Source organism: Nostoc sp., from assembly GCF_036917275.1.
Classification (GTDB): Bacteria; Cyanobacteriota; Cyanobacteriia; order Cyanobacteriales; family Nostocaceae; genus Nostoc.
Genome location: NZ_JBALDF010000070.1, coordinates 249,263 through 270,810 on the forward strand (window position 1 = coordinate 249,263; position 21,548 = coordinate 270,810).

Here is a 21,548-nt window from a genome sequence, read left to right on the forward strand (position 1 = left end):
TAACCTAGGGATTTGTGTCGCTTCTCTTCGGAGAAGTGGAATTAATGGAAACTTATCCGTATCGCGCCCAATTACGTAGAAGCGTACCTGTCGCTTCTCTTCGGAGAAGTGGAATTAATGGAAACCAATCACTGCCTACTTGGGCGCACCGAAGGAGGAAGGTCGCTTCTCCAATGAGAGTGGAATTTCTCTAAATAAAAAGGTCGAGATGTAAATATCCCGACCTTTAAAAGTATTTTGGAATATATGTTTTTATTTATTACTGCTGATAAACTTTAAAAATCGCCTCACCAATTCCCTTAACCTTAGCTACCAATTCCTCTGGTTGTACTACCTTAACATTACCGCCAAAACCAACAATCCACCGCAGAAACTCCACATCATCCAAGTACCATGTAGGCAGTACCACCCGAAAGCGATTGGGAAACTGTTTATTTGTGGTTTTCTTGAGGCAGAAAATTGACTTAGGTAACATTAATCTTCCGCCCTCTACAGGTGGAGACATCTTCATTTGTTTTGCAGGGAATCTTTTAGTTCCTTCCGTAATAAACCGGAACATAGCATCGTTAAACCACAGTTCCACTGCTACACAAACCTGAGAACGTTCTTGTTTATCGTGGCTGAGAAACTGACGTTGGTCACTGGCACTATACCCCAAAAAAATCCCCGCGCTAGCAGCAGAGAGGTTCTGTAATTTCTGTAATGATTTTTCTTGTTCCTGTTTAGAACGGAATCTTCCTTGAAATTGACCTATGAATAATCTATCCAAACGCTCAAACCGAAACAGTCCTGCATACTTTCCGGCTTCACACTCAAAACCTAAATACCACGCTTGGTTACAAAAAACGATTTGCAAGGGAAATGCTAAGAAAAAACTTTCTTCATCAAGAACAAACTTACCGCCGCCAGAAAAGCGATTTAATTCCAGTAATTGTCCTTTAACTATTGCCTCTTCCAATTGCTCTAAATTCTTAGACAGAGCATCGGTTGGTAAAAACTTTGGGTCAATCATACTACGATTAGCAATCGCCCTCACAGGATACACACGATTTACCCCTAACTTACTTTTTGCCATCCGTGTGGCAAATATTTCATAAATCTCCAGTGCTACAGGATCATCAAGGCTTTTAGCCTGAGACTGGAGAACATCAAACACTCTGGTTAATTCATGTGTTGAGAAAATCGCTGTCCCTACAAAGTAGCCATCTCTCAAGGGAAATTCTGGCAATATTTTATAAGGCTTGAGAACCTTTTCAATGTCCTTGCGGACAGTATCTAAACCATCGCCATCGATAATCCCCTTTTCCTTGAGTCTAGACACGAGCGTTTGTAAGCTTCCCTTCCCTGTATCTTGCAAAAATGGGTGGTGGAGAATCAAGCGAATTATTTGTATCAACCTCCGAAAGCTGTCGAAGTCAGAATAAGCATGAGTTACAAAAGTTGATAGAGTAATGGAGTAATCGGGTGGTACGGTAATGCCAGAAGAAGGGGCAATACTATTGGCTCCAATGAGGGAATTTTGTTGTAACCAGTGTAAATCAGATCCGATGGCATTTTTATTAGCGTAAATAGTACCGTATAATTTATTCATGAAAGCGGTAACTTCCTCTAAGGAACTTGCAAACAGAGGAGCATTACCCAAAATGCTTTCCAGCAAACTAGGGTGAGTGGTTTGCAGATTCCCAATTCCTGGATAGCGAATAATTAGAGAAATTAAATGCATCAAGCGCTCAAAATCCAGCAGCTTACTGTAACCGTGTAAAGTAATGTGGTGATTACGATTAGCGCGGTTGGTAAGAGTACGAGAAAGCTGTTGGATTTGGGTTGGAATTTTATGAATGTCGAACTTGGGAGAGGTGACATCAATTTCTCTGACAGATGCAAATCCCTCTGCTGCTACTGGCGGAAAGTCTTGCAGAGATTTGTGCATATTCTCAATTATCATATCTGGAACTTGTCGGGTGCGCTGTTGATTCCATTTCTTACAAGTTGCCAAAGGAGTTTGCAAATACAACCCCATCCACAGAATCTCTTCCCCATGTTGTCCAAGGCAAGCAACAGATGAATTTAGCTTCATCAACAAATCCATCCGCCATACACGCTTGGCGTTGGTAGCGTCATAGATTACGGAATCACCTTGAGCAATTGCATCAGCAATCTCAGAAATTACTTTTTCTTCTATCTGACTCCACTCACCCTGAATACTTGCATCGCCATAGAGTTGTTGGCGAATTGCATCAGTGGAGACAATGCGATAATTCCCCAGTTTTGCTAACTCGACCGCGAAAGTGGTTTTCCCACTACCGGGGATACCGATGACGAAGTGACAGATCATTAGGAGTTCAAGGATAAAAGTTTTTCTACTTTAACTTTTAACTGTTATTTGTTTGTTGTCTAGGCTTTTCAAGCGAATGACGACGGTATTAATGAAGGGTTGAATTAATTTTGCTTCTCTTTTAGAGAAGCGAACTAATGGCATTGTTTTTCCATTAATTCTGATTTAACCCAATCGGTAGGGGTTATAACAGTTAGAGGCAAAATTGGCGTTGAAAAGTTTCCATTAATTCCGATTTAACCCAATCGGTAGGGCGTTGCAAAGCCAAAAGGCAAAAGTGGAGGGACATTGTTTCCATTAATTCCGATTTAACCCAATCGGTAGGGCTTTTGGTCTTTTGGCTGGTCTAAGTATCGTATGTTGTTTCCATTAATTCCGATTTAACCCAATCGGTAGGGAGTTCGTCTAGGAGGCTTTGCCCCGTAAGGCTTTCAGCCACCAAATCGACACCACTCTAAAAAACATTATATATGTTGTATAAAATTTAAAAACACGCATACCTCAAATCCTTACCCAGTAAGCAATCGACACCACTCAACGAAAAATATAGGGTTTTGGCGATTTAATGAGTGGTGTCGATGAACGTGTCAAATTTCCCGTTAACAGTCAGCAGTTAACAATGGTGTTGCACAAACAAGCAATGGAATTGATGTAATGAAATCTAAAACTCCTCATACTCTCTCTGTTTCTACACCTCTGCGTGACATAAATCATCTCACAAAAATGCAACGTTTTAACAGGGTACACAATTAATCTTGCTCAGACATCCAAAAGATATTTCGTCATTCGCATGAAAAGGTATTTACATTCTTGATTTTTCGGAGAAGATGTAAATGTCACACTAATTCCCCAGTGCTACATAACTCCAAGCTTTTACAAAGCGCTTGAGTAATATATGTGCTTATTTGGCTTATTTTATTACTAGCTTACCTCTGAAAACTAAGCGGTTAATTGATAAGCCAAGAATTATTACAAAGTATAACTACTGAGTACAAGTTCAATTTCTTACTGTAATTTAGACAAGACCGCATCCAGTAACTATGGTAAACGTGGCCAAATATACTGCAATAACCTTTGCTCCGGTGCAAGGTTTTATCGAGAAATCCCGTAAACTCCGAGACTTATATGGTGCATCTCTGATTCTCTCCTATCTCAGCCAACAGCTAGTAAAAGAAGCTGAAAAAACTACAACAGTCATTTCTCCTGCAATCCCTAACCTCCAAAAAGGAATGCCAAATCGCATTCTTATTAAGGGAGAATTTTCAAAATCAGAGGTGGAAAAAACCTTATTGTCAGTTTGGAAGGGAATGTTGCAGGAATGTCGGTGCTGGATAGAGGAGAAATTACCTGATTATAAATACCAATGGGAAAGGGAGTGGACAAACTGGGGAAACCATGCCTGGGAAATTTTTTGGGGAGAAGGCGACAGTATTCAAGCGGCGATGGATGATTTAGAAACCCACAAACTTTGCCGTGGGTGGACTGCCGTAAACTGGATTGGGGAGAGTTCTAGTTTAACAGGTACGGATGGAATTGCATTTCCGGGATTAGGTGGAGAAGCGAGAAATCCGAAAAATCGCCAGTGGACTAAAGAAAAAGACGATATTAAAACTTTCTATAAACGCCTTGCTTGTGTATTAGAAAATCGTTCTCAAGATGCAGAACCAGAGGGTAAGTTTTTCGCCCTCAATGAAAAATTAAGTATTCCTGAATTAGTAAAACGTTTAGTCACCCTACCAGAAATCGCCAGCAATTTAGGGATGTCTAAACTAGAAAGGTTCAGCGAAATTTATCGAGGCCCCGAAGCCAAAAATGAGCAAGGTAAAGGACGCTGGACAGGTTGGTTTATGGGTGATGGTGATGAAGTTGGGAAACACCTAAAGGAATTAGCAGACTTAGAAAATGGTGATGATGAACTGAAAAAGTTTAGTCAAGCGATGCGTCTGTGGGGCAAAGACTTTAGCAGGGACTTCCCCCAAGAAATCGGTCGGGTAGTTTATGCAGGTGGAGACGATTTTTTAGGCGTAATTTATCGAGACAAGGATCAAGAACCGATTACAGCCCAGCAAGCTTTTGCATGGTTAATTACATTACCCAAAATTTGGGAAAGACATGACCAAAAGATAGGCTTAAGCGTCGGATTTGTTTGGGCAGGTTCTAGCGTCCCTCAAAGAGATATTTTACAACATTGTCGTGAGGCAGAAAAGCTAGCTAAATCTTCAGGGCGTGGGCGAGTCACCATCCGAATTGTCTTTAACAGTGGTCAATATGTTCAGTGGACTTGTCCTTGGGATTATTTAAATATTTTGACCAAGTATCAAGACAGAGAGAAAAAAGCCAACTGGAGTCACATTTATCAAGATTTATCAATATTAGAATCCCGGCGTGCTTTTAATCTTGATAAAAAGAGCTTTGTCGAAAAATTCGCTATTGAATTCTTTGATATTTACTTTCCAGGCGAAGGCAAAGAATTACTAAATTATGAACGTGCTAAACATCTCGTGGGTTTTGATGATGAAGATGCTCCTTATGACAGAGCAAAAGCCACAATTGATTGGATTAGCAATTTAATTAAAGTAGGCTGGCATTTATGTTCAAATACCTAATCACTATTCGTCCCTTGGGATTAATGTATGGAAGTGCGGGTGCATTTCTATCACCAGAAAACCTAGTGGGTCGCTCTGGTGCTAAATTCCCGCCAGAAGCTGCGACTCTCTCAGGTTTAATGTTTAGCGTTAACAAGACAATAGGAAAGTTTACTCAAAGTGAGTTGAGTGCTAACCTATGTGTTGCAGGCCCATTTTGGGCGAAATACAACGAAAGACAAAGTTTTTATGTTCCCATTCCTTGGCATAAAATAATTGCCAAAAAAGCTGTTGATGAGTGGCAACTAAAGGATGGTAAATGGGAGCTAGAAAATAAAAGCGAGAAACTAGAACCAGATTATCGTTGGCAAACGATAGATTCTTGGGGGACTCCAGCTAAAGCAATTAGGACTAATGACTATAAATCTGTTGCTGATAATCCTTGGAAATACGTTTCTTTTTTGCATCCGAAAATTAAAGCAACTGAACGGTGTGTAGAAAACTCCGACGGACTTTTTCTAGAAAATTCTGTTCAAATGGCGGACGATACCTGTTTAGTTTATCTATCAACCTATCCTATAGAAAACGGCTGGTATCGTTTTGGTGGTGAAAATCACGTTGTCGAAATAGAATGTGAGCCAATCAAAAATAAGAAATTTTTAAATCTATTAAATCAGCCAATAGAACGCACCTTTGCCTTAATTACACCAGCTACATGGGGTTCTAACCGTTTCTCTCACCGCCATCCTCAACATGAAAGCTTTCCTGAAACCGTAGAAATGCTAACAGATAAACCACTACCCTACCGTTACCGCGCCAAAGGGAATTTAGGAAGGGGACGTTACGCGGTTCCGGCTGGTAGTGTCTATGTGCTTGCAGAACCTTTAAATAAACCTTGGTGGTTATGGGATGAAGCATGGTTTCCCAAAGAAGGTTACAGCCTTAAACGTGTAGGATGCGGTTTATGTTTGCCAACAGAAATTAAAGGAGTCGCCTAAAATGTACAAAAAAGCTTATGGAATTATTGAAACTTTAGCACCTCTGCATGTCGGTGCAACTGCTGGAGAAGAAAGCGGTAATTTAAACCTCATCTTCCGCGACCAATTTACTCAAACTGGTATTCTTCCCGGTAGTTCGATTCGCGGTCGCCTGCGTTCAGAAATGCGCCTGCTAGATGGAGAACAAGCAGCAAATTATTGGTATGGCAATGAAGCAGGTTCAGAACAATCAGAAATTAATAACGAGTCTATTATCAAATTTGAATACGCTTCTATTCTCTGGCTACCAGTTTTTTGCCCTGGTCAACCAATAGTTTGGGTAAGTAGCCCACGTTTACTCCAACGCTACCAAAGAATTGCTGGCGATACTGTCAAATTTAATGGTAAATCTCTCAAAGAAATAGATATACCAGACCCCTATACAGGCTCAAAGAACTTAAAAGCGCGGGAATCTCAAGGTAAAAAGACCCTGTTTTTCAATTTAGGTTTTTTGACCATTAACAAAACCATAGACTTATCCCCTTGGTTTCCATCAGGAAAAGAAAAGCCAGCAGTGATAGTAGACGATAGCGATATTTCTATGATTCATGACATGGCTTTATATCGTCAAAGTCGCGTGCGCTTAAAACCTGACCAAAAGGTTGTCGATGGTGGTGGCTTCTTTAACACTGAAGCCTTGCCAGAAGGAACTATTTTAGTCTTTCCTATCGCCATCAAAGATGATAAATCAGGGAAGCAATGGCAACCCTTAAATGGTACTCAAAGCACAGATATTTATCTTGGTGGTTTAGAATCCATTGGTTTTGGTCACTGTAGTTTAACTTTAAATGGGGTGTGAATATATGACTTGGAAATCTTACGACTTAGACCAAGAAGCACAACGCCTAGTCCTCAAACACCGCGACCAAAAAGGTGTTATTGGTCAATCTCACAAAATGCGAATAACTGTAGCTTACGGCTTAGAGAGGTTTTGGGGAGAACAATTGCGACTTTTAGACAAAGAAAAAGCCAAAGGCGAATATTGGCGCGATACATGGAAAAGCTTTGTCAAAATCATGCAACTGGCTGGAATTAAGCTTCCCCAAGAAGATGTCAACAATAATGACACCCCAAAAATTCAGCAATTCGCCGCCAAATTATGGGAACTTCCCATTGAAGACCAAAGAATTTGTTTAGCTGTTCTTACTCAATTCTGCGACAGTTTAGTTTGGTGGACTCAGCGCTATAAGAAATCAGGATTTGTAGATGAATAATAGTAATGAAGTTCCGTTAATGTTTCAAGCGCAAGTCTCAGGGCGCGGGCAGATTCAATATATCAGAAATCCCGAACAGTCTGAGAGATGGGTTGATGAATGGGTAGAAGCTTCTGCAATCGACCCTCCCACATTTAACACCAATGTTAAAACAAAAGAATATAAAATAACTTGGCGCTTTGTTTCTAACAGTGGCCAAGACGAAGATATAATTCGGCCAGTCATCGCCGCTAAGGGATTTCCATTTTACCCAGGCGCAAGCATGAAAGGAGCTTTTTTACGTGCTTGTACCTCAGAACAGGGTGCAAGATATTGCGGTGGTCAACTGACTGGCAACGATGCCATACCGGGAATACTTCGCTTTCATGGGGGTTATCCTAAAGATGCAACGTGGGCTGACCAACCATTAATTGATGTAGTTCATCCTCAACAAGATTGGCAAATTAAAAATAATGGTAGCCACTCAGCATTTATTCAGATATCCCTCTATCAACCTACCTTAATATTCGGTATCTCCAGCACCGAAGCACTAGAAGCCAGTGAATGGGAGACTATCTGGAGTATTTGGGATAAAGCTATAGAACGAGGTATTGGTTCTAGAGTTAGTGCTGGTTATGGTCAACCGATAAATCACCCAGAAACAAAATTAGTCTCTGTTAATCTGCGTGGACAAGGATTAGCCTCACAATTAATTGATAAAACAGGCGAGTTTCGTCCCAATATTTTTAAAGCTGCTTTACGTGGTCACACCCTGCGGTTATTTAGTGGCGTTACTGATGAAAATACAGCCGAAGAATTAACTAGAGAACTTTGGGGAGGATTTGCAGGGAGAAATGGTGCTGTTGTCGGGCAGCTAGGAATTGCTTTTAATACTGTTGATTTAGAAATGGATGTATATCGGTATGGCAATGTAACCATGCCTATCTATGAATTAAATGCAGGAACTTTAAATATTCTTAGCATGGGTGATACCTCAAAAGAATACAAAAAAGAATTAAAAACATTAGTAACACAAATTTTAAGATTTGCTATGCTGCTTGGTGGCTTTGGTAAATCGTGGCGACGCATTGACCATCGTTTATTCTTTCCAGAATATTTAAATGGTAAACCAATGATAGGTTGTCATTGGGAATTTCCCAAGCAATCAAATCAATACTACTTCCCAGTAAATAGCCTCAGTCATATCAATAATATCCTGAATGATATTCATAAGGCTGTAAATAACTGGCTGAAATTAAAAGATAAAACCCCAACTAATAAATTAAGTTCTTGGCGTGAATCGTTCCATCCGCAAAAAGTTCAAGTTTGGGGACGTCTTGCAGAAGATGAGGATGATAGTTTAGCTGTAAGATGGTTTCACGGTAATTACCAAGGAAGCAAATCAATTAAAGGCTCAACTCTCACAGGGAAAATGAGTCAAATTGGTAGAATTTGGCATCGCATGTACCCGCACTATAAAATCAAAGACGGAGAAATGAAGCGTCAGGGAAGAAGGTATGTAGAGTTACTCACCGTTTTCCCTGATAAAAAAGATGAGAGAACAGAAGAATTTTTAGCTTTCTTAGCAACCAGCGAGTTTATCAAACTTTGGGGAGAGTAAATATGAGTATTTGGATTGTCACAACGGGTAATAGCGATGTCCTCCTTAAACATAGCAAAAGTTGGGGAAATTTATACGGTGAAGTCAGATATGATTTAGAATGTACAGAGTTTTCTTCACCTCTTCCACTAGATCCTAAAGATAAAGATGCTGGACATACTATACCTGCTAGAGTTTTAGGTCTAGTATATGAAAATCAACCTGATTATTACGAGTCAGATTTAAAGTTTCCACTGCTTGATACTTATTATCAATATTTTGTAGAGCAAAGTATTAAGCTGGAAAGAATTATAATTCTGCTCACAGACCAATCTCAAATATTCAATCAAGACAAAATAATTTATGAAAAATGTCCCTACTGGCAAGACACTTGTACACTTAAGCCTCTATTAGAGCGGTATTTGCAAGGAAAATTTGACTGTCAATTAGAATTTTTATATCTTGTACCAAAAAATGGCAATAAAGGTATAGATAATTGGAATGAAACCCTTTCTTTGGTAGAAAAAGAATTCCGTAAGTTAGACTCTAATCCACTAAAACCTATTTATGTTAGTCATCAAGCTGGAACACCAGCCATATCTTCTGCTATACAATTTGTTAGCTTAGGTAGATTCAAAAAGGTTAACTTTTTAGTTAGTAATGAATATTTTGATGAAAATTATCAGCAAAAATCCAAATCAGAAGCTATTGAAAGCTCTAATTATTGGCGGGGAATACAGATTCAAAAAGCAAAGCAGTTGATTATAGGAGGTTTCCCTGGCGCTGCGCTCAAAATTTTAGAAGATATAGATAGAATAGACAAAGCTGCTATAGCTAGCTTAGAGAAGATCGTTGATTTCTTTAATCTCCATAGTACTCTAATAAATAGCGGACAAGATTTTGAAATTACGCAAGCTACCCAGCGCATTGTTGATGCTCTTGATCTCATAGGCTTTTTCTTCAATCAAAAAAATTATCTCCAAGGGATTACTCTCCTTGCTGCTGCTCAAGAAACCTTTTTAAAAGTAGCTATTCTATCACAAGTAGCGATGATTAATGGAACTGTGATTTTAAATGGTAGCTATCATAAATTCTGCGATTTATTAGAGTGGATTCCCCGTGGTTTATTTCTCAAAGCATCTGTTAATTATCAAAGTGTTAATGATAAAAGAGAAGTTTTACAAAAACTAAAGTTTCCCGTAGATAGATTTAGATTTAATACAGAAAAAGATTTTGATATTACCAATAAAAACTTTGCTCTAATTGCCTGGTTAAACAATATAGATAACACTTTTACCAAGTGGCCGTTATTATTATGGTATTGTGACTCTTATAGAAATACAGAAGATGACCTCCGTAACCAATTAATGCATAATTTGTGCGGGGTTGAAGAAAAGGAAGTAATTGATTACTTATTGGGGTCTAAAAACTATCAACAATCTGATGTAATGACTACCTATATAAATTATGTTAAACAACCATTTTTAGAGGCGATAAACTATTTTAAACTTCCTTATAAAAGAGAGAAATTGAATAAGAAACTTCAAGAAGTAGCAGACTCTCTTATTTAATAGGGTCGCTTCTCCAATGAGAAGTGGAATTAATGGAAACAATGTAGTCCCATCTCCTATCTGACCATAGCTATATAACCGTAGGAAAATTCGCGAATCCCTAGCTGTTTTTTTAAAGGGGCCAATTTTAGAGGCTCAAACCCCTACTGCAACTACTGTTGAGCGATTACAAACCCAAAGGAGATTCGCGAAAAAGCTGAAAAGCTTATGCTGACCATCTTTAAAGTATTTTTGTTCAAAAGGAAACTTGACAGGCAATGGTTGAAACAGTAATTTTGGATCAGGTTCGCGAAAATGGGCGCTGTAAGTCCTCTATTCTATGGCTTATAGCCTCCAGCTGTCTCCACTAATTATGTGGAGGCGAATTAATGGAAATTTTTCAAGCCTTGACAACCACCATTAAAGAGTACAAGTCTCCACTAATTATGTGGAGGCGAATTAATGGAAACTACGTTGAACAGCTTGCTGCAAAGTAGTGTTTATGTCTCCACTAATTATGTGGAGGCAAATTAATGGAAACCATTGCTCTTATCCTTGTGAAGCTTCTGTGTGCCTTGTCTCCACTAACTATGTGGAGGTGAATTAATGGAAACTTGTCAACCGCAGTCTGAACGTCGGCTGGTACTGTGCCGTCTCCAATAATTATGTGAAGGCAAATTAATGAAAATTTATCAACTTACTCGATAAACTGAAATCCACAAATCGTCTCCATGATAATTAGTGGAGACGAATCAATAGAAATAACAGGTGCAAAAGCTTCCCTTTTTATTTCTTTGCCGTTTCTCTCAAGTTTGCGCCGTCACTAAAATAACAACTAAATAATCAAATGAGAATTTACCGCTCCAATACTTCCAACTGATAAATTCTCAAAGATGGATATTCTGTCATTAATCGCCAGCAGCAGTGTTCTGGTGGTAAAGAAGGTCTGTCATTACAACGATATAAAAATACTGGCTCATCTCTCAGAAGTCCTGCCAGTACCACTTGTTTCCAGTCCTGTTCGCCTAGATCCCAAATCAGATGTGATCTCCCAAGGTATCCTGCATTCATTAGACTAGCAAACAGCCACTCCATAATCTGCTAAATTTGTTGCGTTTCAAGCCCACTATCACCTTGACCATAGCATTCGATTTCAAACTTATTAGATTTTGGCTTTATCAGTCCTAACAGTAAGGACGGGATTTTCAAAAGACTATTCATTATCTAGGCACGCCCATTAAATATATCAATGGTGGGAGAAGGGTAATTTTAGTCTTCCCAATAATTCGGATGGTCTATCAAATATCTATAAATATTTAATTAACTGTTTTGATCTAAATATTTGAGGATTTAACAGTTCAAAATAATTAATTATTTTATCAATATTTATATATAAAAATTATAACTGATTATTAAATTATAATTTAGCGCTATCTTATATAAATAATTAATTATACTTGCGGTTACAGCTATCAATAACCAAGTTGTTGCTTGGAATTTTATTGAAGCTGATTCATGTGGATATTCTTCAACTGTATGATGTAGCAACCGCGTAGTATTTAAACTTTTGCTATATCTGCGGATTGTCCAGCTAGGGTTTAACGATCGCAGCTTTTTATCAATCCTGTATTTTTAAGTCTTCCACTTGAATTTTTGAGCCATTTATGTTTTCAGGGTAGCAAGTTCAACTTAGGTATTATTATTACTACTGCTACTTAGCTTGGTATAAACCCGATCAGAGCGTAATGTCAATTACAGGTTGCTTAATTACGTGAGGTGAGTTTTCAAAATACCTACTGGATTAATGATAAATTAGGAAATTACGGCAAGCTAAAACTTTAAAAATATAATTACGGCAAAGTTATGCTTTAAAAGTGGAATTTTCTGTGTGAACACGGTTACGCAAGAATCACTGTTCTAATCATAGTCGTGGCAAAGTTATGCTTGAAACGGCGGCAATGTTATGCTTTAAGTCACACAAACTCCTTCTCTATAGCTTCTTTTAGATATTGCCCAACTAATGCAGTTGCATCATAATAAAAGTCACCAGGAATTGATTTAATCTTCTTCTAATTCTCTCAATGGTTCCATTCTGATCAACACTCTAGGCGGCAGCCCCAAAAGAGGCATTCCCAGTCTCCGACTGGGAACGAGGTGAATTTGCATCCTGTGTAAAAGATGTACACCGTAGCCTAAATGGGGAAAATCGGGTTAAAGGGGTAATTCAGAAAATTGCTAGCTTTCAGAAGTTTCCTGGGAGAACTTCTTATGGATAGTTCTAGTGGATTCCCCATCAGCACCTACCGTTATCAGATAGTCCATTAAACCATCTGAAAAGGGGAGACGTAAGTGGAAAGTACCATCCGGTTTAATTTTGATGGTATGACCACCAATGTTTACACTTGTATTTGGTTGGGTTGCTCCGTGAATAATCAACTCAGCGTCTGCCACAAACCAGAAATCTTCGTGGGAACGACTGAAAACGCGAATATTGGGCGAACGGGCTATGAGTAACCAACGTAGTTCACCGCCGTAGGCATCGCTATCAGCGATATAGCCAATTTCAACCATGTAGTCGCGATCGCTCACGGGAATAGCCACAAAGCGTCCCTGTACTACCTCTTCAGATTCATACTGCTGTACAAGCTGGGGATTTTGATAACTCAAGTCAATCCCAGTCACATCATAGAGCCGCACTAGCAATTGGGAGCCGCCTTGTTGTTGCAGTGCTTGTTTCTGAGTCTTGGAAATGTACCAAGAGACATAAGCCCACTTGGGAGTGCGGGGTGTGAGCGCAACATTGCTCTCTTCTTCACTGCTCTGTTCTTGGGCTTCTATCAAGTCAATAGGTGTTTGGCTTGCTAACGCTACATTTTCAACGGTGGGATCTGTATGCACCGGATTGAAGACACGAACGATCGCTGAACGGGCTATAAAGAACCAATGATCGTCATCAGCGACATAGCCAATTTCAGCTATGTAATCGCGATCGCTGATGGGAATTTCTACAAAGCGATCGTTTGCTGTCTCTTCACATGCATACTGCTGTACAAGGTGGGGACTTTGATAACTTAGGTCTATCCCAGTTACATCATAGAGCCGCACTACTAAATCAGAGCCGCCCTGTTGTTGTAGTTCTGCTTTCTTGGTTTCGGAAATTTCCCAAGAGACATCAGCCCATTGCAAAGTGTGCGATGTGAGGACAATACTGCTCTCTTGTGGGACATGGACATCTACTAAGTTAATATCTGTTTTATCCCCGATTGCCAAATTATCAACTATGGGATCTGGAAGGACAGGACTGAAGACACGAATAACTGCTGAACGGGCGATGAATAACCAGCGATTGCCATCAGCGATATAGCCAATTTCAGCTATGTAATCGCGATCGCTGACGGGAATATCTACCAGGCGATCGTGTGCTGTCTCTTCACATGCATACTGCTGTACAAGGTGGGGACTTTGATAACTTAGGTCTATCCCAGTTGTATCATAGAGCCGCACTACCAAATGAGAGCCGCCCTGTTGTTGTAGCGCTGCTTTCTTGACTTCGGAAATCTCCCAAGAGACATGAGCCGATGTAGAAGTATGCGGCGTGAGGACAATACTGCTCTCTTCATCTGCATCAACCAAACCAATAGCTGTTTCGGCTGCAATTGGCTCATTGTCAACCGTAGTATCGGTTTGTCCTTGGGCATCTGATCCGATGGTAGTCCAGGCTCCAATCCCTACACCTGCCAAAGCCGCTGCGGCGGCAGAATCTGTGGAGTCAACTTCAGCTACAGTCGGCTCTGCTTCAAATTCTGACTCTAGCAAATCGGTAGTGGGTTCAGATGCGTCCGCTACCAGATTCAATATATCTTCTGGAAATTCTGGAAAATCGAGCAGTGAGGATGTTTGTGCCGCTGAGGGTTCTATATCCGTTGCTACTTCGCCAGACTCTGGTAAGGGCAATTCATCTACTGAGGCTGGATCTTCAGTTGAGGTGATACTATCTAGCCAGTTCAATTCTGCCTGAAGTTCCTCATCTATCTGATCTTCACTAACTTCTGTGTCCCAATAGTCAAATCCAGATGTTACTTCTGGCACATCTGGTAATTCTGGGAGTGAGGCTGTCACTTCAGATGCCTCTTCTGGAATATTACCCAGGTGAGGATATGAAGTATTTACTACAGCCGCCGGGGCTTCTATGTCCCATGCAACTTGATCAGAATCAGGAATGTTTGTCTCTGGATAATGCTCTAGATGGACTGTCTCATCAGTGGTGTCTATTTCTGTTTCTTTGTTGTTAAAAGTAGACCAGGTAGCCGCCCCGATTCCTGTTGCTAAAGCCGTACCACCGGTTAAAGCTGCGGCTCCCAAGTTGTTATTACCTGATCCATTAGCTACTCCAGAGATTGTGCCTTCATGGAGCTTAGACTTACCATTAGTTGCCTCTTGGACTAAATTTGATGTCCCGTGAGTACCATTTTCCGTCAGGTCAGATTGTGTTTGAGCATAGATGTTGAAAGGAGTGCGAGCGGGGCTTTCTTGCTCTTGGAAGTGCGGCAGTGAATCCTCCTCAAGCATCGCTCCGTTAACGGGCAGGGATGTGCTGGCATTAAGCACCGCCATTTCTGCGCCTTCTGTGCTGGTTAGATAAGGATCTGATTCTGGTAAGTTGTCTGTTTTCTCAGTCGGCAATGGGCGTTTTCCCAGAATCCACCATAGTAACGCTCCACCTGCGGCAATAAAAAAGACAGGTAACAGCAACCAAAATGGTGTTTCCCTGTTGACAATTGGACTAACTTGTGATTTGGCAGGAGCCACAAAGGGCTGTTCGCCAAATGCAGAAGTAGTGGCACTAGAGGAAGGTGTAGCAGCAGGTATCGTTTTAGCACTGGGAGAAGGGTTGACAGCAGGTTGTGATCCGTTTGCTGCGATCGCCACTGCTTCAGCAGTTCTACCTTGTTCTATAGCCTTCTGTCCTGGGGGTGCAAGGGTAAAGCCGAGAAAATCTACTGTGGTTAAGCTGGGATTTTTTTTGTAAACGTAAACTAAAGGTTGCGAGAATGGATATTTCGCATCATCTGGCAAGGCTTGATGTAATTCCAGAACTCGCACACCTTTCAGCTTCGACACCTGATTAGCTAACACATAGCTGATGCCGTCTTTGCCCAGTTGTTTGATGATTTCTGCGGTATTATCTTCACTTACTTGGGTAGCATTGGCCCCTGTAGCAAAGTTAGCAGTCTTGAAGGCTGGATAAGTACGAAAAGTATTGCGAGTCTCACTGGTATTAGGGTGATCAATTAACCGAATCTTCCCTGAAGGCCCTCCCAGTTGTGACCAATTTGTAACTTCTCCCCGGAAAATTCGGGCAAATTGCTTACTAGTCAAGCTTTGCTTGAAAGGATTATTAGCACCTACTACGATCGCAATCTTCTCACGGCGCAAGCGAACTTGCTCTAGTCCTTGGGCTTTTTCTGCTGGCGTCAACCCACGCCCCATTGCTGCTATGTCGATTTTGCCAGCTAGCAAATCTTTCAGTGCCGTACTAGTGCCGTTAGCAGCAACTTCAACCTTTGTGCCGGAAAACTGTTTTTCAAAATTCTCTTTCAGGCTTTGGTTAATTGCACCTAAACTACTTGAACCGTCAATCCGCACTGTTGTCCCGTTCTGCACTGTTTGCGGCAGTGAAAAAGCGGGAGAATTAGGTTTAGATTGGGCCAGCATGGGTGCTGACACCAGCAAACTTGCTGCCATAGGGGTTGTAGCTAAGGCAACCCATAATACCAGATTCACTATTGAACTATCTTTTTTTTCTTGTTGCCACATAAGCCCTTAATTAAAGTAAAAAATAGAAAGCCTGCCAGTCCTAAATCGCGATCTGTTTAAGGATTATGGAGGAGACGCGCTAATTATACATCTGAGTTATCTTTACCTCTAATTCCTTTAACGCACTTATATTGATTTATACTCCGTATTAGATTGTATAGGATGATAATTTATACTCTAATTGCCAGAGTCTGTTTACTATAAATTTTTCTAATTTATATTGCAACTTATACCAAGTTGGTAGTTTTTGGCCACAATTATGAATTATTGAATTACTAAAACTGGTAAAGTGTACCAAATTCAATATTATTTAACAATATTATTTTCAGTATTGCTGAGTACTGAGTATCTTTGTGTCTGAACTGAGTACTCAATGTTCAGCATTCAGCAGAATCTACTATATTTTTGAGATAACAATGACAATCTGGCTTATCAATCAGTGACTCAACCAAGGCATTTAGGGCAGTAGCAGCTAAAGCGCCACCTCCCAAAGTTCCTTCAACTGTAATAAAAGGTATCCCTTGTTGCATCAGTTGTCGCTTGGCTGCGGGAGCATGGCTAAAGCCAATGGGCATTCCAATTACTAATGCAGGCTGAATTTTCTGGTTGGCGTTGGCGTAGCCCGTCGTAGACATCGCTTCACAAATTTCTACAAGGACTGAGGGAGCATAACCAACTACCAGGATACAACCCTGATTTACTTGCTGCAATTTTTCTCGCCATTCCCGATGCTGCCAAAAGGCAAGTTCTGCCTCTGTGGCGGTGGTAATATGGGGATTATCAATCAAGGTTTCGATCTGGCATCCCAAGTGAGATAATCGGGTTTGATCCAAAGCAGCAGCAACCGTTTGGGTATCGACAACAATTTGACAGCCTGAAGATAAAGCTCCTCGACTAGCTGCGATCGCATCTCGGCTTAACTTGACAAAGGATACCAAACTGACATCACCACAAGCCAAAACCAACTGAGAAATTAAGTGTTGTTCAATTTCCGAACGGTGAGACAAATCAGGTAGTAAGCGTTGTAGCGATTCTGTAAAAGCTTCCGAGTGTGTATGAATTTCAGCATCCAAGCCACTCCACAGGTTTTCCAATCCCCCCAATCCAGCTTGAGTTTCGACATCGAGTAACTTGAGTTGTGCCAAAACTTCCGCTTGGATAATTTGACAATGGCGATCGCGCCCCAATAATCCTTCTAATGCTGATGCAGTTTGCCGCAGTTGAGAAATTTGTTGCATCACCGCTCGATATTGCTGCTGAAGTTGTCCCATGAGGTTAACGGTTGTGTCAGCTTCTGGTTCCACCTCCAAAATATTGCGGATATGGTTTAGCTGAAACCCTTGCTGCTTGAGTGCGACAATCCGTTGCAACCGCAGAACATCTTTTTTGGTGTAGAGACGATAATTGCTAGGCGATCGCACTGGTTGCGGTAATAGTCCCAATTGATGATAATGCCGTACCATGCGCGGAGTTAAACCGCCGCCTACTGCATCAGTGAGTTCTTTAATGGTTAAACAACTAGCGTTCATAAGTATTTAATAATGGTAAAATTCTTTGTAACTCTTCACAAGCCGCCTGAAGAGATGGCGGTGCATTGTCATTTAAACCTTGGTAACACTGATTTACCAAGTTTTCTACATAGGGCTTGCAACCTGACTCATTGTTTAATTTTGAATATTCTGTTTCTTGATCAACAGTTTCATCTTGTAAATAATGTATCCAAGTTTCAATATTTCTTTTGGGAATAAATATTGCGATCGCTTCTTTAGGCTGACGAACTAGTTGAGAATTTTCGCTTAGTGCTTCATCTAATTGATTTAGCCTTTCCTCCATTGTTTTTTTATCCGCATCAATCAAAACCACAAGTATTCCTGAAAGATAGTTTTTGCTGCGGTATGCTTTTACCTCTGCGGGATAACGTTTTCTAACAAACTGCTCTCCTGCACCTTTTGGGCAAATTTCAATTCTCAGATTTCTATCTAAAATAAAACCTCGTTTTTTCAGAAAATGCCGAGCAAAAACCTCTTGTTGTTTATCCTCACACAAAATTACAATCTGTACTCTACGCCGGTTCATAAAGCCATCCCCGCGCAATCAGTTCTGAAACGGGTAATCCAGTACTTTCAGCAACCTCATTGCTAATTTTTTTGACTCGTACAGGAGCATTACTCTGACGCTCAAACCAATAACCTATAGGTGATGCTAAAAGATAATTAATTAATTCAGGATGATGAGAAATTAGCAAAGCCTGCATTTTTCCCTCACTGCAAAGATCATAAAGCTGAACTAGCCAAGGCTGGATTTCCGGCAGGGCTAAGAAATTCTCTGGTTCATCTATACACAGTGTATAATCTTCAGAATGAGTGCAATAGACAAGGGTGTACAGAGCAATTAGCACTTTTTGTCCATCAGATAATTCATTAAAGTAATAATCAATAATATTTGTCCTATCTGCATCTGTTGTAAATCGTAATTTTAAAGTTCGATAGCCTTCTCTAAACTGATCAAACTTAAAACTTACAAAACCGTCTAAGACATCTTTCAAAACATTCATCAGTTCAGCTACCTTGCCTTGATCCTGTGAAATATAGCGATACCAAGAAACAAAATTCTCCATTTTAGGAGTTAATTGTGCTTCTTCTTTTTCACTACTATTAATTATCAAATGAGGAGTAATTTGTACAATAATAAATCGTTCCATACGCTGTTTGAACCAGGTCAGCTTTGTAATGTCATTATTTTCCAGTAATAAAGGTAGTATGGACTGAAACCAATTAAAAGGAGGATATTTCGTCGGACTGAGTAAATGATTGTCATAAAAAATTTGAACTTCGCCCATCTCGAACTTTAATAAAGGTTGGTTATTAAACCACAAACGCTCATATTGTACCTGGCTATTTTCTCGATTGTGTTCAATAGCAAGCTCATATTTATAGTTGCCATCATTTCTATCAATTTCTATTTCAAAACGCTGAATTGGTAAAGTTTGCCAGCGAGTGCAGTCAAAAAATGGGAAAATTCCTTCTACCTTAGCAACGCCACTTATAAAAAGTTGAATTCTCCGCAAGGCTTCAAAAACAGTTGATTTACCTGTCCCATTCTCACCAAGAAACAGGTTAATCGAGTCAAAATTCATCTCAAAATTTACCAACCCGCGAAAGTTATCAATATATATTCGCTTTAACATAGATTTTTCCTACTAGTGCAATTTTAAAGCTAACAGTTAAATCGTCTCATTTACCCACATCCCGCTTTTGAAAAACCCTTCAAGAACACAGATAAAGATTTAACTTTGCGTACCTCTGCGCTTCCCTCAGCGCCCCTCTGCGTTTTAAAATCATTATAAACCTTGACATTAACACCAATGTCAAGGTTTAGCGTAAGAGAGTCCCTGTTAATTCACCTCTCATGCTCTACCCCCAACGTTTTAGCCAATTCACCAGAGAACACGCAGATACCGTAGCAGCCCTTTTATGTGGGTTGCTACTATTTCTCGGATGGTTCGCCTTACATCTCGGCGCTTTGGGATTAGCACTGCTGCTACTGCCAGCTGCTTATGTAATTGGTGGTTACGAAAGTGCGCGGGAAGGATTGACTACCCTTTTCAAAGAAAAGGAACTCGATGTAGATTTGCTGATGATTGTGGCGGCGATTGGTGCTGCTAGCCTCGGCTTATGGCGAAGAGAATATCATCTAATTATTGATGGGGCAATTTTGATTCTGATTTTTGCCATCAGTGGCGCATTAGAAGGCTACGCAATGCAGCGAACTGAGCGGAGTATCCGCAGTTTGATGAGTTTGACACCAGATACAGCAAGAGTTTTGCATCAGGGAAGGGAAGAGGAAATTCCGATCAGTCAGCTAAAGGTGGGTGATGAGATTGTCGTCAAACCTGGAGAGCTAATTCCTACTGATGGGATAATTTTATCTGGTTACAGCACCCTCAATCAAGCTGCAATTACAGGCGAGTCTTTACCTGTAGAGAAAACAGTGGGCGCAGAAGTATTTGCCGGCACACTCAACGGCTATGGTGGATTGCAGATTAAAGTACACAAACCAGCCCAAAGTAGTTTGATTGTGCGTGTGATTCGTTTGGTAGAACAGGCAAAGACTCAAGCCCCTCCTTCGCAAGAGTTTACCCTTCGCTTTGAGAAGGGATATGCCAAAGTCATTGTAGTAGCTGGGATATTACTCGCAACTTTACCGCCATTTCTCTGGGGTTGGGATTGGGAAACCACGATTTACCGGGCGCTTACCTTCCTAGTAGTAGCTTCTCCCTGTGCGTTAATGGCTGCAATTATGCCCACGCTGCTTTCGGGAATCGCCAATGGTGCAAGACAAGGAATTTTGTTTAAGAATGGGGCACAGTTAGAGAAGATTGGCAAAGTCCAAGCGATCGCATTTGATAAAACTGGTACTCTGACAACAGGACAGGTGCAGGTATTTCAGGTAATTTCAGTTAGTGAATACACTCAATGTGATGTATTAAAAACTGCTGCTAGTGTAGAATTTTATTCAGAACATCCCATTGGTAAGGCAATTGTGCAGGCGGCTGGTGAAACAGTTCGAGTCTTGGCGGTTCCCGTCGAGTCGAAACTGTTGAACCCGAAGGGTAATTTGGATTGGGTTGGTGCAGTTCAAGTGCAAGCTATACCTGGACAGGGAATTGTGGGAATCGCTCAAGAGCAACAGGTAATTGTGGGCAATGCCATTTTTGTGCAACAGTATGTGACAAATTTACCTGAAGAATTGCGAGAAATGGCTCAATCTTTGGAGCAAGAAGGTAAAACTGTGGTTTGGGTAGCACAGGGAAACAGAGGGGTAGAGGTGATAGGTATAATTGCGATCGCAGATGAGGTGAGAGTGGAAGCAGCCGTAACTATTACCCGCTTAAAGAAACTGGGAATTGAGCAAATTGTCATGTTAACTGGGGATAATCAAGAAACTGCTTACAGTATCGCCAAAGCAGTAGGAATTGATCGGGTATATGCTCAACTTCTGCCAGAAGATAAGTTGAATGTTATCCGTCGTCTACAGCAACAATATCAAACTGTGGCAATGGTAGGCGATGGGATCAATGATGCACCAGCCCTAGCGCAAGCATCTGTGGGTATAGCGATGGGAATATCTGGTAGCGATGTGGCATTAGAAACCGCAGATATAGTACTGATGGCAGACAGGTTAGAAAAAATTGCCGTGGCGATGCATTTGGGTAGGCGATCGCAATCCATAGTCAAACAGAATATATTCGTAGCGTTGAGTTTCATTATGTTGCTTTTGGTGGGCAACTTTCTGGGAAATATTAACTTACCTATCGGCGTCATTGGCCATGAAGGTTCCACAGTATTAGTTACTCTCAGTGGTTTGAGATTGTTGAAATAAAGCACTTTTCTCTCTTTTGTCTGAGTCCTCTGCGCCTGGAGCGGTAGCC

Annotated in this window: 13 protein-coding genes; 7 read left to right on the forward strand and 6 right to left on the reverse strand. The window is 40.7% G+C overall.

The features are described 5' to 3' along the window. Window positions 1-259: 259 nt before the first annotated feature. Window positions 260-2,335: a WYL domain-containing protein gene (locus V7K35_RS28005; protein ID WP_335083532.1), complete on the reverse strand. Its 2,076-nt coding sequence runs from the start codon at window positions 2,333-2,335 to the stop codon at window positions 260-262. A 1,040-nt stretch (window positions 2,336-3,375) separates the two neighbouring features. On the opposite strand from V7K35_RS28005, the gene V7K35_RS28010 reads away from it, so the two are divergent. The 6 genes from V7K35_RS28010 to V7K35_RS28035 are packed head-to-tail and all read left to right on the forward strand — an operon-like array spanning window position 3,376 to window position 10,321. Beyond that, window positions 3,376-4,941 carry a Cas10/Cmr2 second palm domain-containing protein gene (locus V7K35_RS28010; RefSeq protein WP_335083534.1) on the forward strand — a complete coding sequence of 522 codons (1,566 nt, stop codon included), beginning with the start codon at window positions 3,376-3,378 and terminating at the stop codon, window positions 4,939-4,941. Next, window positions 4,926-5,918 carry a CRISPR-associated protein gene (locus V7K35_RS28015; RefSeq protein ID WP_335083536.1) on the forward strand — a complete coding sequence of 331 codons (993 nt, stop codon included), beginning with the start codon at window positions 4,926-4,928 and terminating at the stop codon, window positions 5,916-5,918. The genes V7K35_RS28010 and V7K35_RS28015 overlap by 16 nt, the downstream gene beginning before the upstream one ends. A 1-nt stretch (window position 5,919) precedes the next feature. After that, on the forward strand, window positions 5,920-6,756 hold the full coding sequence (locus V7K35_RS28020) for an RAMP superfamily CRISPR-associated protein (RefSeq protein WP_335083538.1): 837 nt from the start codon (window positions 5,920-5,922) through the stop codon (window positions 6,754-6,756). Window positions 6,757-6,760: 4 nt separating this feature from the next. After that, complete coding sequence (locus V7K35_RS28025; RefSeq protein ID WP_335083540.1) at window positions 6,761-7,171, forward strand: hypothetical protein; 411 nt, start codon at window positions 6,761-6,763, stop codon at window positions 7,169-7,171. After that, entirely contained in the window at window positions 7,164-8,771 is a 1,608-nt protein-coding gene (locus V7K35_RS28030) for a hypothetical protein (protein WP_335083542.1), read from the forward strand. The genes V7K35_RS28025 and V7K35_RS28030 overlap by 8 nt, the downstream gene beginning before the upstream one ends. Before the next feature lie 2 nt (window positions 8,772-8,773). Then, on the forward strand, window positions 8,774-10,321 hold the full coding sequence (locus V7K35_RS28035) for a hypothetical protein (RefSeq protein ID WP_335083544.1): 1,548 nt from the start codon (window positions 8,774-8,776) through the stop codon (window positions 10,319-10,321). 834 nt (window positions 10,322-11,155) lie between these two features. On the opposite strand, the gene V7K35_RS28040 is transcribed toward V7K35_RS28035, so the two are convergent. From V7K35_RS28040 to V7K35_RS28060, 5 genes are all read right to left on the reverse strand, one after another. Next, a complete protein-coding gene (locus tag V7K35_RS28040; RefSeq protein ID WP_335083546.1) occupies window positions 11,156-11,395 on the reverse strand; it encodes a hypothetical protein in 240 nt (79 codons plus the stop codon). Window positions 11,396-12,535: 1,140 nt separating this feature from the next. After that, window positions 12,536-16,117, reverse strand: a complete 3,582-nt coding sequence (locus tag V7K35_RS28045) for a DUF4912 domain-containing protein (RefSeq protein ID WP_335083548.1) — start codon at window positions 16,115-16,117, stop codon at window positions 12,536-12,538. 377 nt (window positions 16,118-16,494) lie between these two features. Continuing rightward, window positions 16,495-17,646, reverse strand: a complete 1,152-nt coding sequence (locus tag V7K35_RS28050; protein WP_335083550.1) for a precorrin-8X methylmutase — start codon at window positions 17,644-17,646, stop codon at window positions 16,495-16,497. Then, on the reverse strand, window positions 17,636-18,193 hold the full coding sequence (locus V7K35_RS28055; protein WP_335083552.1) for a hypothetical protein: 558 nt from the start codon (window positions 18,191-18,193) through the stop codon (window positions 17,636-17,638). The genes V7K35_RS28050 and V7K35_RS28055 overlap by 11 nt, the downstream gene beginning before the upstream one ends. Continuing rightward, complete coding sequence (locus V7K35_RS28060; protein ID WP_335083554.1) at window positions 18,180-19,304, reverse strand: AAA family ATPase; 1,125 nt, start codon at window positions 19,302-19,304, stop codon at window positions 18,180-18,182. The genes V7K35_RS28055 and V7K35_RS28060 overlap by 14 nt, the downstream gene beginning before the upstream one ends. Before the next feature lie 221 nt (window positions 19,305-19,525). On the opposite strand from V7K35_RS28060, the gene V7K35_RS28065 reads away from it, so the two are divergent. Next, the gene (locus V7K35_RS28065) at window positions 19,526-21,499 is read left to right on the forward strand and encodes a heavy metal translocating P-type ATPase (RefSeq protein WP_335083556.1); all 1,974 of its coding nucleotides are present in this window, start codon (window positions 19,526-19,528) and stop codon (window positions 21,497-21,499) included. Window positions 21,500-21,548 lie beyond the last annotated feature (49 nt).